At 42.9% G+C, this 13,614-nt stretch carries 13 protein-coding genes; 2 read left to right on the top strand and 11 right to left on the bottom strand.

The features are described from left to right. Window positions 1–33: 33 nt before the first annotated feature. From gspD to FTV12_RS12375, 11 genes are all read right to left on the bottom strand, one after another. Window positions 34–2,289, bottom strand: coding sequence for a type II secretion system secretin GspD (gene gspD / locus FTV12_RS12425; protein WP_180034160.1), 2,256 nt, complete (start codon window positions 2,287–2,289; stop codon window positions 34–36). A 38-nt stretch (window positions 2,290–2,327) separates the two neighbouring features. Next, window positions 2,328–3,182: a type II secretion system protein N gene (locus tag FTV12_RS12420; protein WP_180034159.1), complete on the bottom strand. Its 855-nt coding sequence runs from the start codon at window positions 3,180–3,182 to the stop codon at window positions 2,328–2,330. Then, window positions 3,182–3,925 (bottom strand): type II secretion system protein N, encoded by a 744-nt coding sequence (gene gspN, locus FTV12_RS12415; protein WP_180034158.1) that lies wholly within the window; start codon window positions 3,923–3,925, stop codon window positions 3,182–3,184. The genes FTV12_RS12420 and gspN overlap by 1 nt, the downstream gene beginning before the upstream one ends. A gap of 187 nt (window positions 3,926–4,112) precedes the next feature. Beyond that, window positions 4,113–4,439, bottom strand: a complete 327-nt coding sequence (locus tag FTV12_RS12410) for an H-NS family nucleoid-associated regulatory protein (protein WP_079281036.1) — start codon at window positions 4,437–4,439, stop codon at window positions 4,113–4,115. Window positions 4,440–4,593: 154 nt separating this feature from the next. Beyond that, window positions 4,594–5,019 (bottom strand): thioesterase family protein, encoded by a 426-nt coding sequence (locus FTV12_RS12405; RefSeq protein WP_004781650.1) that lies wholly within the window; start codon window positions 5,017–5,019, stop codon window positions 4,594–4,596. A 7-nt stretch (window positions 5,020–5,026) separates the two neighbouring features. After that, window positions 5,027–6,220 carry a heme biosynthesis protein HemY gene (locus FTV12_RS12400; protein ID WP_180034157.1) on the bottom strand — a complete coding sequence of 398 codons (1,194 nt, stop codon included), beginning with the start codon at window positions 6,218–6,220 and terminating at the stop codon, window positions 5,027–5,029. Between the two features lie 6 nt (window positions 6,221–6,226). Further along, entirely contained in the window at window positions 6,227–7,066 is an 840-nt protein-coding gene (locus tag FTV12_RS12395; protein WP_180034156.1) for a hypothetical protein, read from the bottom strand. Window positions 7,067–7,073: 7 nt separating this feature from the next. Then, entirely contained in the window at window positions 7,074–7,841 is a 768-nt protein-coding gene (locus FTV12_RS12390; protein ID WP_180034155.1) for a uroporphyrinogen-III synthase, read from the bottom strand. Next, window positions 7,841–8,764: a hydroxymethylbilane synthase gene (gene hemC / locus FTV12_RS12385; protein ID WP_180034154.1), complete on the bottom strand. Its 924-nt coding sequence runs from the start codon at window positions 8,762–8,764 to the stop codon at window positions 7,841–7,843. The genes FTV12_RS12390 and hemC overlap by 1 nt, the downstream gene beginning before the upstream one ends. Window positions 8,765–8,878: 114 nt before the next feature. After that, complete coding sequence (locus tag FTV12_RS12380; RefSeq protein WP_005232557.1) at window positions 8,879–9,619, bottom strand: LytTR family DNA-binding domain-containing protein; 741 nt, start codon at window positions 9,617–9,619, stop codon at window positions 8,879–8,881. Window positions 9,620–9,688: 69 nt separating this feature from the next. Next, window positions 9,689–10,843: a sensor histidine kinase gene (locus FTV12_RS12375; protein WP_180034153.1), complete on the bottom strand. Its 1,155-nt coding sequence runs from the start codon at window positions 10,841–10,843 to the stop codon at window positions 9,689–9,691. On the opposite strand from FTV12_RS12375, the gene argH reads away from it, so the two are divergent. Next, on the top strand, window positions 10,834–12,264 hold the full coding sequence (gene argH / locus FTV12_RS12370) for an argininosuccinate lyase (RefSeq protein WP_051065353.1): 1,431 nt from the start codon (window positions 10,834–10,836) through the stop codon (window positions 12,262–12,264). The two genes, FTV12_RS12375 and argH, sit on opposite strands and share 10 nt — an antisense overlap. A gap of 29 nt (window positions 12,265–12,293) precedes the next feature. After that, window positions 12,294–12,563 (top strand): oxidative damage protection protein, encoded by a 270-nt coding sequence (locus FTV12_RS12365; protein ID WP_005232563.1) that lies wholly within the window; start codon window positions 12,294–12,296, stop codon window positions 12,561–12,563. The last annotated feature ends 1,051 nt before the right edge of the window (window positions 12,564–13,614 follow it).

Below are 13,614 nucleotides of genomic sequence, written 5' to 3'. Positions count from 1 at the left end.
TATCATAACATGCCGTATGCAAATGCGAATGGTCTAGTTTTTTGGTCTAAGTGTGGTTGTTGTAACGGTATTTCTACTTTTTTCAACCTGCTGGACTGGCTGCTGTACCACTTGTCGCTGAATCCCCGGCTCAATTGCTGCCGGTGTAGCTACTGCTGTAGCTGACGGCGTTGGTGCTGGGGCACTTGGGACATTCTGGTAGGTCGAATTCGTCAGTGGTGTCTTGGAAACTGGAATACGCTGTTGATACACATCTTCAACACTTTCCGGTAGCTTGGCAAAATTACCGTCTGAATCGAGTGCCAATTGCAGGCTATAGAGTTGACCATAACGTTGTTGGGCCAGTTTACGTACTTCATTTTTATCCCCCACAATCGTTGGATGGATAAAGATCAATAAGTTACGTTTCTGATTAGACTTACCTTCAGCGCGGAATAAGCGCCCTATACCCGGAATCGCTCCCAGACCTGGAACAGCCTGACGTCCATAACTGGTATTGTCCGAAATCAAGCCACCTAATACGATCGTTTGCCCATGTTCTGCCAGAATCGAGGTTTTAATCGCACGTTTGCTGGTGACCAGATCTTGCGCTTGGCCTTTATTGGCTTTTACATCTGAGACTTCCTGCTCAACTTCCAGACGTACCGTACCATCTTCACCAATGTGCGGTACGACTTTTAAAGTTACGCCGACATCTTTACGCTCAATGGTGGTATAAGGATTGGCAACACCTGAGCCTCCAGTTGCAACAGAACCCGTCACAAAGGGTACGTTTTCACCGACAACGATGTAAGCCTCTTCATTGTCCATGGTCACAATCGACGGCGTAGATAACAGGTTAGACTTGGTCATTTCTTTTAAGGCCTGAATCATCGCGCCGTATAAACGGCGTGAACCATCACTGCCTTCACGGTAATCACCAATCACCAGTGAACTGCCTGCACCGACAGTACTCGCCGCACCTGCACCACCGCCAGTCAGATAACCTGCTGCAATATTTTTCAGACTGGTGCCAAAATTATCAAAATTGATCAGACCAATTCCGCTGCTAATATCACCTAAGGCCCATTGCACACCCAGCTGATCTGCATCTGTCCCTTCTACTTCAATAATTGCAGCTTCAATCAGAACCTGTTGACGGCGTACATCTAACTGACCAATGGCAGATTCGATTTCACGCATCAGTTGCGGGTCAGCCTTGACCACCAATGAATTTTGTGTGGCATCTGCAATGATGCTGACGCCATTGGCATTAAAGCTGCTAATCCCGCCTTGCTCGGTTTTCATGCCAGTATTGAGCTGAATATTGGATGCGGTTGAGCTGTTTGAGTTAGTAGTACTGTTGGTATTCAGGTTATTAGTCGAATTATATGAAGACGAGCTGGAAGAAGAATTATCCAAACCAGTATTGACTGCCTGCCCTGTCACTAACCCCTGCAAAATTTCCGAAAGATTCTTGGCACTGGCATATTTCAAACGGAAGACTTTTAAGCCCCCCAGACGGTCTGCTGCAGGCACATCCAGTGTTTCAATAATCTGACGAATGCGTTTGCGTGTCGCTGGATCCCCTTTAATCAGAATACGGTTGGTACGCACATCTGCCATGACCCGTACCCGTGAACCACGCAGATCTTTAGCTGCACCTGTCGCTGCCATTGAATCAATCAGCTCGATCATTTCTTCGGCCTGACTGGATTGCAGGCTAATGGCTTCAATATCATTCTGGCCCGTGCCATCCAGATTACGGATGATGGTTTCCAGCTGATAGATATTAGTGGCTCGGTCCGACACAATCAGTGCATTGGTACCTGGAACGGCAGCCAAATGGGCAAACTGTGGCATCAACGGACGCAGGGCTGGAATCAGGTCATTCGGATTGGTATTTTCCAGCCAGATCACGCGAGTGACAATCTGGTCACCAGTCGCACGATGACGAGCATCATAGGGAATCCCGGAGCTTTTAACATTGCTGTCTGGTACCAGCTTGATGGTATTTCCTGAAGGAATGGCCACTACACCATTGACATTCAAGACCCCTAAAAACAGGTCATAAACTTCGTTTTTATTCAGTGGCTTGTTGGAAATGACCGTGACATTACCTCGAACCCGAGGATCTACCGCAAAATTTTTACCGGTAATATCCGCCACTTCATTAATGAAGGCGGTTAAGTCTGCATCCCGGAGATTGATTTTCCAGGTTTGCGCATAACTTGCCGTACTGACCATAGCAACCAATGGTGCGGCCACACAGAATGCCCATGCTGATCGATTATTATTAAATAAAGCCATAAACTTTTGTGTTTCCTAACCCTATGCGTGATGACACATCACTTCAAATCCTGTTGTATGGTCATCACCTGATCACCACGTTTTATTTCGAGTTTGACCTGACCGTCACGTCGAGCCTGTTCCAGTAATTGTGCTTCGGTTTGTCCCTGTGACAGGGTCTGACCATTCAAAGACAAAATCCGGTCTCCCGGTCTTAATCCCAAGCGATTACGTAGTGCAGCCGGTGTCCGTGAAGTGACTTCATAACCACCATCTGCTGCACTTACCCCCATATTCTGTAAGTACTGGTCCTTATTTTCCTGCATCTGCTGGATGGCCCGATTGATTTCACTCTGTGGTGAAGGTTGTTCAGGCATACCACTTTCCGTATGTATCGGAGGTATTGAATTTGAAGATGTTGAGGTATCTGGCACGATTGGCTGGTTTAAACCATTTTCCAGTCCTTTAAACAGGATTTCTTGGGTAGCACCGCTTGATTTACGCAAAATCACCCGATCCCAATACACTTCAGCCAGCGTAAAACCGCTATTCCCTAATACCTCTCCGACCCGATAACGGTCAGACTGGTCATTAATTTTCAAGACTGCTGAAGAGTTATAGCTTGGGCTCGCCACCACAACTCCCTGCAAGACAATATTGGCAGTTTCAGCAGTATTCGTTGCGTAAGTATTTTCCTGAAATAGTGAAAAGGCACTAATGTTCGGCACTTGAGCCTGTTGTGATCCCAGTTCTACCTGATCAATCTGCATCGCTTGTGGTGGAGCCACCAGAAGCCAGAATAAAGCAGCCAATTTCCAGCATAGATACAGAATCAGCAGAAACAGTAAAATTGGAGCAATACGCTCTGTCTGTTTCAGATCAATGTTTTTAAAATAATCGAGTGGGCTTGCCATTAGTTAAAGCCCCCCATCAAAGGCTGACGGGTACTAATCACATAAGTATCCAGCCCAGCTTTACCGGTATAAGAAGGAGCATTAAGTAAAAAGCGTTGTGTCAGCTGAATATCCAGCATTAAGGTTGGATCCAGTTTAATATTCAACATACGTTGATCACGATTGTCACGTACATCCAGCAGCAGCTGCCCATTCTCATCGGATAACTGACCACTCAGAACCGGTACATTCATGCGCTCCTGACGCTGAGCAAACGTGTAAATCAGTTCACCACCGCTCCATTGCATCTGACCGTCTACATGACTAAAGCCTTGCTCTTTTTTATATTTAAAATCGAGTTCTTTAAACTGAATCGGGTTGGTAGGCCACTGCCAGTCAGCAATCTTCTTTAAAGTTTCAGGTGCAAGCTGTCCCTCAAGATTTTTGACGGTTAAAGTTTTATTCAGACCATAGCCCATCACACCCGAAAGCTGGGTATTACCGCTATGCAGATCAATATTTGCCCCTAATCTCAGCAACAACAGGTCCAAAGGACGAACCTGCCAGTTCAGACTTCCCCGAAGATTACCTTTTTTCCAGTCCGCACTTCCCTGCCAGATATTCCCGCTTACATTATGTAAGACCTGATTATTCTTATAAAATTTTGAAATTAACCAAGCTGCAGGAACTTGCAGAATTACAAAGACAAAAAAGGCTAGAATTGCAAATATCAACCATTTTAATGTTTTCGGCTTATTGCTCATCCCGCCACGACCAACCTATCCAATCGAAACCCCTAAATTTATAGTTTTGTCATTTTATAATCACATTATGCACACTTTTTCTCTGACGCCAATTCATAGGCATAAAAAAACCAAGCAGGATGTGCTTGGCTGATCAATCACAGGCCGTATGCATAACAGCCTGATGATGAATAATGCGGCAGAAGGATTAGATCACGAAATCTTCCAGTTTTGCGCCTTTCTCTAATTCAGCAACTAACCAGCGTGGCTGTTTACCGCGACCAGTCCAGGTGTCTTCCGGATTGCTTTTACTGCGATAACGTGGCTCTACAGACTTACGTGCAGTTTTTTTACGTTTAGAAGCACCAAATTCAAGAAGCTGTTCAATCGTTAAGCCTACTTTGTCGGCAATATCCAATACCTGATGATAAGCATCTTCAATTTCCTGATCTTTTTTCAAAGCAATTAAAGACTCAGCTTCTGCTTGTAAACGTTTTAACTCTTCAACTGATAAATTTGTAATGTCTGGCATCATGTTCTCCAATAAATAGCATTATTTCTTTTAATAAATAACGAACCCATCATATTTATATTAAGTGTAATATTCAATATAAAATTTTAAATGTATAACAATAAACTTAAGGGCCATTACAAAATTAATCATTAAATCAGAGATAAAAACTCTAATATTAAATTTCATGTTGTACAGTTAATTCTAGCGATTTTATTTTTTCTCGAATATGTTCAGGTATTTCAGTTTTCTGCATATTTTTATTTAAACATACAATGACTGCTTCTGAAGTGGCCACGATACTTTGCTGCTGTTCACTCCATAATAAATAATGCATTCTGACTGCACTATTCCGAATTTCATCAATTCGTGCCGCCACTTTTAATTGATCTGGATAAACTACAGGTTTTAAATAACGGCATTGATTTGAAGCCACTACTGTTAAAATATCTTCATCAAAAATATTTAATTTACCCAAATAAGCCAAACGGGCACTTTCTATATAACGGTAATACATGGCATTATTAACATGCCCAAACGCATCCATGTCTCCCCATGCAACAGTTTGCGAATAAATCACCGGATATTGTTGTAATTCTGACATTATTTCCTCAAATTCTGATTTCAATAAAATGAACATTCGATTCAAATACGGCATTTAACTGCTGTATTAAATCCTCTCTTCCCTGCAATACAGATTTAATTCTCAAATAGCTCATGCGGATGTCATCTGGATAGAGATCCAGCAATTGCTGAGCTTCTTCTACCCGGCCAGTCGCCTGTAGAATATGCCATTTGGCAAAACTTAATATTGGCAGTGCAGTATATTTTGCATCCCAAACTGAGATCTGCTGCTCAATATCTGCATAATCTGGAAACTGCTTTAATAACTGCTGCTGGAACCATAAATAAAATACATCCTGATTAAATTGGAGTTCCAGTAAATGTTTAGCAAGGCTTTCATGCTCAACGCTCATTTCCGGCATTCTAAATAATAGTTTCAACCATAATAGCTTGACTTCATAGTCACGATTAAATATGCCCTGTTTTAAATCCAGATAACGTTGTTTTAAATATTCCAAATCATCTTCAGTAGCTTGATCATAAGCTATTAATAATTGCTGCAGCCATATTTTTTTTACTTCTTGGTCTAAATGCCCATATTTGGTTGAACGTAAATATAACCAGGGAAACTGTAAGGCAAATTGCCCCCATAAAGCATTTAAACGCTGCTCATAAGCGGTTTTGACTCGTCTTAACCAGGGAGATAACTCATGTTGATTTAAAAATTCTAGGTGAGTTAATGCCTGCTGACCATCCTGCTGCGATAAATAGATTTCAATCCGCTGTAATTCTGCCAGTTCAAATGCCATGGGATTGGACTGATTTAAACTACTTAATGCTTCGCTATATTGTTGCTGTCCCCAGGATAATCGGGCATCAATAATATACTTGAGCAATCCCGACTGATTAAAAGACTGCTGGATAAAATCCCGTTGATCTTGTGCAGCATTTAATAACCAAACTACGGCTAACTGCTCATAAGGATGCAAGCGGGCAAAGCTGAATACCGTTTCATGTTTACGCTGTTTAAAGCTGAGATAACGCTTGGTCGCATACCACAGCATATGCATCAGAAAGCTGATTACGATAAGCAAGCCCACCAGGAACCAGAAAGTGGTCTGGATTTGTAGTCCGCGCCAATACAGATAGACATAGCCCGCACCATAACCATAGCTCAGTACGCTCAAGATCGCTAAGCCCAGCAAACCAACCAGTAAATAAGCAAGTAAAATCTGTTTCATAAGCAATTAACCGATCAGGGTACGCGTATTGAGCTGAGGAGTAGGCGTTTGAGGTGCTGCCTTAATTTGCTCCAGTCGTTGAATCCATTGTTTGCTTTGCGCATCCGGAAGTTGAGCCAATACCTCGATCACACTTTTCAGGGCTTGCTGGAAAGCTACCTGCTGTCCTTGCTGCACACTATTTTCTGCAATCAGTAAACGCAGCTGAGCTTCTTTTAAGACCAGATTACGCTGCATTAAGACTGCACTCGGTTTCTCGACTGATTCAATCTGAATCCAGCGCTGCCAAAATGAGCTTTGGGCTGTAGCGCGGTGCTGATGCTGCACCTGGATTTCCTTTTCCATCTCAATATCAATCTGTTGCAGTAATTCTTTTAATTTATTCTGTTGTACTAAACGATTGTTGATGAACTGCTTAAGGACTTCCCGATCCTTGTCAATCGCCTGATTCAGGCTACCCAGAAGAGCAGGTGCCAGTTCTAGATGTTCAAGCTGATTGGATAATTGATTCAACTTTTCCATAGCCATTGCATATTGTTGCTGCTGCAAGGCAAACTCAACCAGATCCAGATATTGCTCGACCAAAGGCAGATCATCCTGCAAATCAGCCCTAGGAGTATCCTGAACTGTCCCCTTGTTCGGTGTTTCAGGGCTTAACGCTTGGCCCGTAGCAACTTGACGTTTTAAGGCCACCATCTGATCATTCAGATTGGCATTCTGCTGTTGCAGTTGCTTCAAATTCTGGGTCAATTCAGTCTGTGCTGAATTTAAGCCAAACAGGTCATAGCTCAGCTTGGCAATCCACGCCAAGCTCAAGATGAAAAAAACAATAAATAATTTTTTCATGCGTTTCCTAGTACATCAGTAGCTGCTGCAAAATCGTCGATCCGCTTAAGTCCTCTAACTGAGCGAATTGAAAACCAGCCTGATGTTGCTGTTGATATTCCCCAAGCATGGCAGCCAAACGCGGCCCCAAAACCAAATACAATGCCCGATTAATGAGATGCGGATACGGCTGCATCAAGGCTAGCCAGTTAAGCCAGCTCGCTTCACTGCTGACCAAGACTGCATAACGGGGATTAGCTTCAAGGCTCGTCAAATGTTTAACTAATATCTCGGAAGTCACTGGCGGACACTGACGATCATATAAAATGAAATTCAATATATGAATTTGCTGATCCTTTAAATGCTGCATCATAAATTGACGCCCACCTTCACCTCGCCAAAAGGCGACAGTTGATCCGGTAGCTAATTGCTGTAGCATAGGCAATTGCAGCATCCCTTCCGAAGTCTCCACATCAGGCACATAACTCTGGATACCGTAGCTTGCTAAAGCCCGCTCGGTAGCTTTACCCACAGCGACCCACTGGACACTTCCAAGATCATGCAATGATAGGCCTGCCTGCTGCAAATATTGCATGCCAATTTGGGCAGCGGTCGGACTCACTACGACAATCAGTTTTGCTTGGGGTAGCTGCCTAAATAAACTGGCTAGCTCATCCGTATAAGGCTGCTGTACCAGTTCTAGCAAGGGCAACTCTATCACCGGAATTTGCGCTGTCTGTAGAGCTTGCGTTAAATTTGCAGCACGATCACTCGGACGGGTATTAATGAACAACATTATTTTGAATAAAGGGCTTTCAGTAACTCGCCTGCACCCTGATCTAGTAGATCTTTGGCCAGCTGCACGCCCAATTGCTCTGCATCTGCCATGGTTCCACTTTGCTGTGCGCGTAGCAAAGTTGCGCCATCTACGCTACCGACCCGGCCTTCAATCGAAATGACACCTTCATTTAAAGTGGCATAGCCTGCGATTGGCACCTGACAGCCACCTTCCAGATAGGCATTAAAGGCACGTTCGGCACGGACACAGGCATCAGTTTCTACATGTAACAGAGACTGGATTAAATCTAATACCGCTTGATCTCCACTCCGGCATTCCAGGCCCAGTGCACCCTGTCCTACTGCGGGTAAACTTACTTCAGGCACAATACTATGACGAATACGATCTGCAAGGCCCAAGCGTTTTAAACCGGCACTGGCCAGGATGATTGCATCATACTGACCTGCATCCAGTTTGGATAAGCGTGTACCAACATTACCGCGTAAATCGATAATCTCAAGGTCCGGACGCTGTTTTAAAATCTGGGTTTTACGGCGCAAGCTGGAAGTTCCAACTTTGGCACCTTGAGGCAATTCGTCAAAACTGGCATAAGTATTTGAGACAAAAGCATCCAGTGGATCTTCACGTTCACAGATGACTGCCAAAGATAAGCCTTCAGGCAAAGCCATTGGCACATCTTTCATTGAATGGACTGCCAGATCAGCACGACCATCTAGTAAGGCTGCTTCTAATTCTTTTACAAATAAGCCCTTACCGCCAATTTTAGCCAATGGCGTATCAAGAATTTTATCACCCTGTGTAACAAAAGTGACTAACTCGACCTGAAGTCCAGCATGCAGGTCCTGTAAGCGTGCACGGATATGTTCCGCCTGCCAGAGCGCAAGTGGACTTTGTCGAGTAGCAATTTTTAGGGTCTTCATAAATTTCAATAAACAGTCAATGAGAACAATAGTCTAAACTTAACCTGCTCACTTGAAAATGCAAGCGAATTTATACAAGTTTCAATACTGGTCCAGACGAACTCATTGATCCGTTTAGAGTTTCTGAATCCGTTCCCGCAAGAATGGCAAATGACGCCGGCTGACCGCCAGACGCTCTTCCAGTTCACGACAACGCACCTGATACTGGCCGGAACTCACCACTTCCAAGCCTTCCAGATAGTGAACCGAAACCAGTGCATTACGGTGAATCCTGATGAACTGATGTCCAAACTCCTGTTCCAACTCCTTCAGGGTTTCATCAATCAGGACACTGCCGTTTTTATGGCGTACGGTCACATATTTTTGATCCGCCAGAAAATAATAGATATTTTCAACTGGCACCAATTCGACCCCGCGATAGGTCTTTGCCGCAATTTGATGGCGGCTGATATTGATTTCTTCCATATTTTCTTTTTGTTTTAGTTGGCTCATTTGAGCTTGGGTAAGTTTAATTAGATGCTCTAAAACCTGTGCCAATTCCTGTTGCATCACCGGTTTAAGCAGGTAGCCGTCTGCATTAGACTTGAATGCATCCAGCGCGTGTTGGTCATAGGCCGTACAAAAGACAATAGCCGGCATCGGGTCGAGCTGACGCAAATGCTGCGCACAGGTCAAACCATCCATTTCAGGCATTTGAATATCTAATAAGATGACATCAGGTTCATGCTGGTGAGCCAGATCAATTGCTTGACGACCATGCGTAGCTGTTGCAACCACATCATGCCCCAGTTGAGAGACTAAACGTGATAGTCGCTCGACAGCCAAAGGCTCATCGTCACAAATCAGGACGTCCATTTCTCCTCCTTAATCCAGTCAACATTATTCATTTGATTATAAGTTAACTGTGATTTCCTTGATTTCTTTTTATTTATAGCGATATTGCACAACCGTGGTAAACACCCCTCCACCGGCGAAAGTTTGAAACGTCATCGTAGGTCCGTAATAAGCTTCCAGACGCTGTCTGACATTTTCAATTGCAATACCATGTCCCTTTTTTAATGTTTTATTATCCTGCGTATAGGGGTTTGTTATGATGATATTAATTTGATTTTGCAAGATTTCAATCAATATGCTTATGGTACTCTTTGTCAAAATTTTTTCAACTCCATGGAAAATACTATTTTCCACTAGGGGTTGTAAAGTCAATAATGGAATTTGGACTTGTGAGTATAAGTCTTTGTTTTCTAATTTCCATTCGACCTGTAAACGCTCTCCCAGACGAATCTGTTCAATCTCCAGATAGCGCTGGCAGAGTTCAATTTCTTCCTGCAACTTGACCAGTTTCAATTCCTGAAAACTGGCCCGAAATAAACGGGACAAATTCAGCAACATTTGTTCGGCTTTGTCCGGGTCAATACTGATCAGGCTGATCACGCTATTCAAACTATTAAATAGAAAATGCGGATGAATCCTGGCTTGCATGGCCTGAATCCGTGCATTTAATTCACTGTGCTGCTGCTGTGCCCATTGTTCACGCAAATACAGATAGCGAAAACAGAACATGCCTAACAGGATACCAAAACTCAGATGTAGACCGACCTGATTCATCACGACTGCTAGACTCAATCCTTGAAAATTCAAATTACTGCCAAAATAAGTCAGCACATTCAGACTGGTCGTAGTCACCAAAACAATCGCCTGTAATAGCAGAAATCCGCAGATTAATGCCAGCTTAATCCCCATGCGCTGAAAATGCTGATGAAAAAGCTCGACTAACGCTGCAAAACATAACAATACCCAGTTGATATACAGCATATATTGAAGTAGATCTGCCAGATTAAGCGCCTGCCAGGACTGTGCTTTTGCCAAGGCTAAGACCATGGCCAGCACATTGCCGCCAATAAACATTTCCAGCAAATAGTGCAGCTTGCCGATCTGGCTAAAAAAATAGGAGCTTTGCACTGATCTAGTCGGAGATGTAAAAGATTGATCGACTTGGACTTCGGCAACGGGCTTTGAATTTGTTATACTCTTTTTCGTTCTACTGCTTTTAATCTGATTGAGCCGACATGACCACATCTTCTAATTCCTCAAATCCATCACAAGCCCAGACTTCGGGTATGTGGGGCGGTCGTTTCTCTGAAGCGACTGATGCTTTTGTTGCTGAATTTACAGCATCTGTTCAATTTGACCAACGTTTTTATAAACAAGACATTGCAGGCTCGATTGCACATGCAACCATGCTGGCAAAAGTTGGCGTACTGACCGAACAGGAACGTGATGACATTATCGAAGGTCTGACTGCCATTAAAGCAGATATTGAAGCAGGTAACTTCGAATGGCGCATTGACCTTGAAGATGTGCATATGAACATTGAGTCGCGCCTGACTCAGCGTATCGGCATCACCGGTAAAAAATTGCATACGGGCCGTAGCCGTAATGACCAGGTTGCCACAGATATCCGTCTGTATGTCCGTGATGAAATTGATGCCATCCTGGAATTACTGAAAAAATTGCAAAAAGGCATCCTGGGTCTGGCAGCGAAAAATACCAATACCATCATGCCAGGTTTTACCCATCTGCAAACTGCACAGCCAGTGACTTTTGGTCATCACTTAATGGCTTGGTTTGAAATGCTGGTACGTGACTCTGAGCGTCTGATTGATTGCCGTAAACGTGTTAACCGTATGCCACTCGGTTCTGCTGCTCTGGCAGGTACGACTTACCCGATTGACCGTGCTTATACCGCTGAGCTTCTAGGTTTTGAAGCTGTTGCTGAAAACTCACTTGATGCTGTTTCTGACCGTGATTTCGGTATTGAATTCAATGCTGCGGCATCTTTAATTATGATGCACCTGTCACGTATGTCTGAAGAAATGATCCTATGGACATCGGCTCAGTTCAAGTTCGTAAATATTCCAGACCGTTTCTGTACTGGTTCATCTATTATGCCGCAGAAGAAAAACCCGGATGTACCTGAACTGATCCGTGGTAAAACTGGCCGTGTATATGGTGATCTGATGAGCTTGTTGACCCTAATGAAAGGTCAACCGCTTGCTTACAACAAAGATAACCAGGAAGACAAAGAACCATTATTTGATGCGATCGATACCGTCCGTGGTTCATTAATGGCATTTGCGGATATGATTCCTGCGCTTGTACCAAACATCGAAATTATGCGTGAAGCAGCACTTCGTGGCTTCTCAACGGCCACTGACCTGGCAGATTATCTGGTAAAAAATGGCGTAGCATTCCGTGATGCACACGAAATTGTGGGTAAAGCGGTAGCTCTGGGTGTACAGGAAGGTAAAGACCTGTCTGAACTGACACTTGAGCAACTGCAACAGTTCTCTGATCTGATTCAGGCAGATGTATTCGAAAAAGCCCTGACCTTAGAAGCATCTGTGAATGCACGTAATCACATCGGTGGTACTGCACCTGCACAGGTTGAAGCTGCGATCGAACGTGCGCATGCTCGCCTAGAGAAACTTTACGCTTAATTGCTTTCGCTTTAAATTGGAGTATTGATATGTCTCGACAAGTTTTTTGCCGTAAGTATCAACAAGAAATGGAAGGTTTAGACTTTGCACCATTCCCGGGTGCAAAGGGTCAGGAACTGTTTGATACGATATCTAAACAGGCTTGGCAAGAATGGCTGAAACACCAGACCACGCTGATCAATGAAAAGCGTTTAAACGTGTTTGAACCGGATGCGAAAAAGTTCCTTGAAGAGCAACGCGAGAAGTTCTTTAACAATGATGAATCATTGGAAAAAGCTGAAGGTCTAAAGCCTGAGTAAAAAAAGAAAGCACTGCTTTTCTTTTTTACGCAAGACAAGGACGAAGTCCGCGTAGGCAAGCATTTAAAAAGAGTCTCTTTTGAGGCTCTTTTTATGGGAAAGAGCACTGCTCTGCCCTTGTGCAAGATAAGAAGCTATGCTTCAAGTGAAAAAGCTAAGACACTGCCTTATTTTTCTGCAAGACAAGCGAAGCGCATAATTTTACTTGTCAAAAAGGAAATCTATGAAAGATTCCCCTTTTAGTTTAAAGCCCTACTCTTTTTGTTTTTTACACAAGACAAGCAGCTATAAGTTCATAGAATAAAAAAACTCCTTACATGGAAATTTTTTTATCTAAGCTCAAGCTTTTCTCTTACGTAAATTAAGCGAAAGGTATCACTTCGAATGCTATAAAAAAGTAACCTATAAAAAGAATTCCCTTTTTAATTTGAAAATTACTTCTTCATCAGATCATGAGTTAAATACCTGACAAGAGACTCCTCGGATATTCTTTTTCTATAGATACTCTATTTCAGATACTCTATTTCTCTTAAAAGCACTCTAAAAACTATTTTAACTTTCATGAAATCGAAAATTATTGACCTAAAAAACAGGCTCAAAACCTGTCATTTTCCTACCGTGTTTTTTAAATTTAAGCAGCCATTATCTTACTGAAAAGCAATCAGATTTGTATCAAAATAATCAATTGTAAATTCTGTATACATTGCTCTCACAAAACACAACATTCAGCTACAAGAAACCACATGATTTTGTGGAAGGTGCTCCCTATAATGACCAGCAAGAAGATGAGATATCTTTGAATAACTATAATAATAACTGAGAAATACCCCCGATTTCATCCCAGTTCTTCCCCCAAAGGCTGGGTATTTTTTTGCCTGCTATTTTTATATTTCCTATTTCAGCTATAAAAAAAAGCCCCTTTAAGGTAATGCCAGTCAGTTAAGAGATTGACTGGCATTTTTTTGGGTATTTCTGTGGTTTCCCTTTCACAACTCGTGGGTAGTTTCTACTTCTTTTTTTCGGTAAAACATACCTTTTAGATTTTTCCATT

This window comes from Acinetobacter sp. YH12233 (genome assembly GCF_013417725.1).
In the GTDB taxonomy this organism is placed as follows: domain Bacteria; phylum Pseudomonadota; class Gammaproteobacteria; order Pseudomonadales; family Moraxellaceae; genus Acinetobacter.
This window is presented reverse-complemented; position numbering and strand designations above follow the sequence as displayed.

What these genes read in the sequence shown, in the direction of transcription:
- FTV12_RS12380 (WP_005232557.1), bottom strand. Translation starts at nt 9,619, where the DNA reads ATGGACGTCCTGATTTGTGACGATGAGCCTTTGGCTGTCGAGCGACTA.
- hemC (WP_180034154.1), bottom strand. Translation starts at nt 8,764, where the DNA reads ATGAAGACCCTAAAAATTGCTACTCGACAAAGTCCACTTGCGCTCTGG.
- FTV12_RS12420 (WP_180034159.1), bottom strand. Translation starts at nt 3,182, where the DNA reads ATGGCAAGCCCACTCGATTATTTTAAAAACATTGATCTGAAACAGACA.
- FTV12_RS12405 (WP_004781650.1), bottom strand. Translation starts at nt 5,019, where the DNA reads ATGTCAGAATTACAACAATATCCGGTGATTTATTCGCAAACTGTTGCA.
- FTV12_RS12395 (WP_180034156.1), bottom strand. Translation starts at nt 7,066, where the DNA reads ATGAAAAAATTATTTATTGTTTTTTTCATCTTGAGCTTGGCGTGGATT.
- FTV12_RS12365 (WP_005232563.1), top strand. Translation starts at nt 12,294, where the DNA reads ATGTCTCGACAAGTTTTTTGCCGTAAGTATCAACAAGAAATGGAAGGT.
- argH (WP_051065353.1), top strand. Translation starts at nt 10,834, where the DNA reads ATGACCACATCTTCTAATTCCTCAAATCCATCACAAGCCCAGACTTCG.
- FTV12_RS12410 (WP_079281036.1), bottom strand. Translation starts at nt 4,439, where the DNA reads ATGATGCCAGACATTACAAATTTATCAGTTGAAGAGTTAAAACGTTTA.
- gspN (WP_180034158.1), bottom strand. Translation starts at nt 3,925, where the DNA reads ATGAGCAATAAGCCGAAAACATTAAAATGGTTGATATTTGCAATTCTA.
- FTV12_RS12390 (WP_180034155.1), bottom strand. Translation starts at nt 7,841, where the DNA reads ATGTTGTTCATTAATACCCGTCCGAGTGATCGTGCTGCAAATTTAACG.
- FTV12_RS12375 (WP_180034153.1), bottom strand. Translation starts at nt 10,843, where the DNA reads ATGTGGTCATGTCGGCTCAATCAGATTAAAAGCAGTAGAACGAAAAAG.
- gspD (WP_180034160.1), bottom strand. Translation starts at nt 2,289, where the DNA reads ATGGCTTTATTTAATAATAATCGATCAGCATGGGCATTCTGTGTGGCC.
- FTV12_RS12400 (WP_180034157.1), bottom strand. Translation starts at nt 6,220, where the DNA reads ATGAAACAGATTTTACTTGCTTATTTACTGGTTGGTTTGCTGGGCTTA.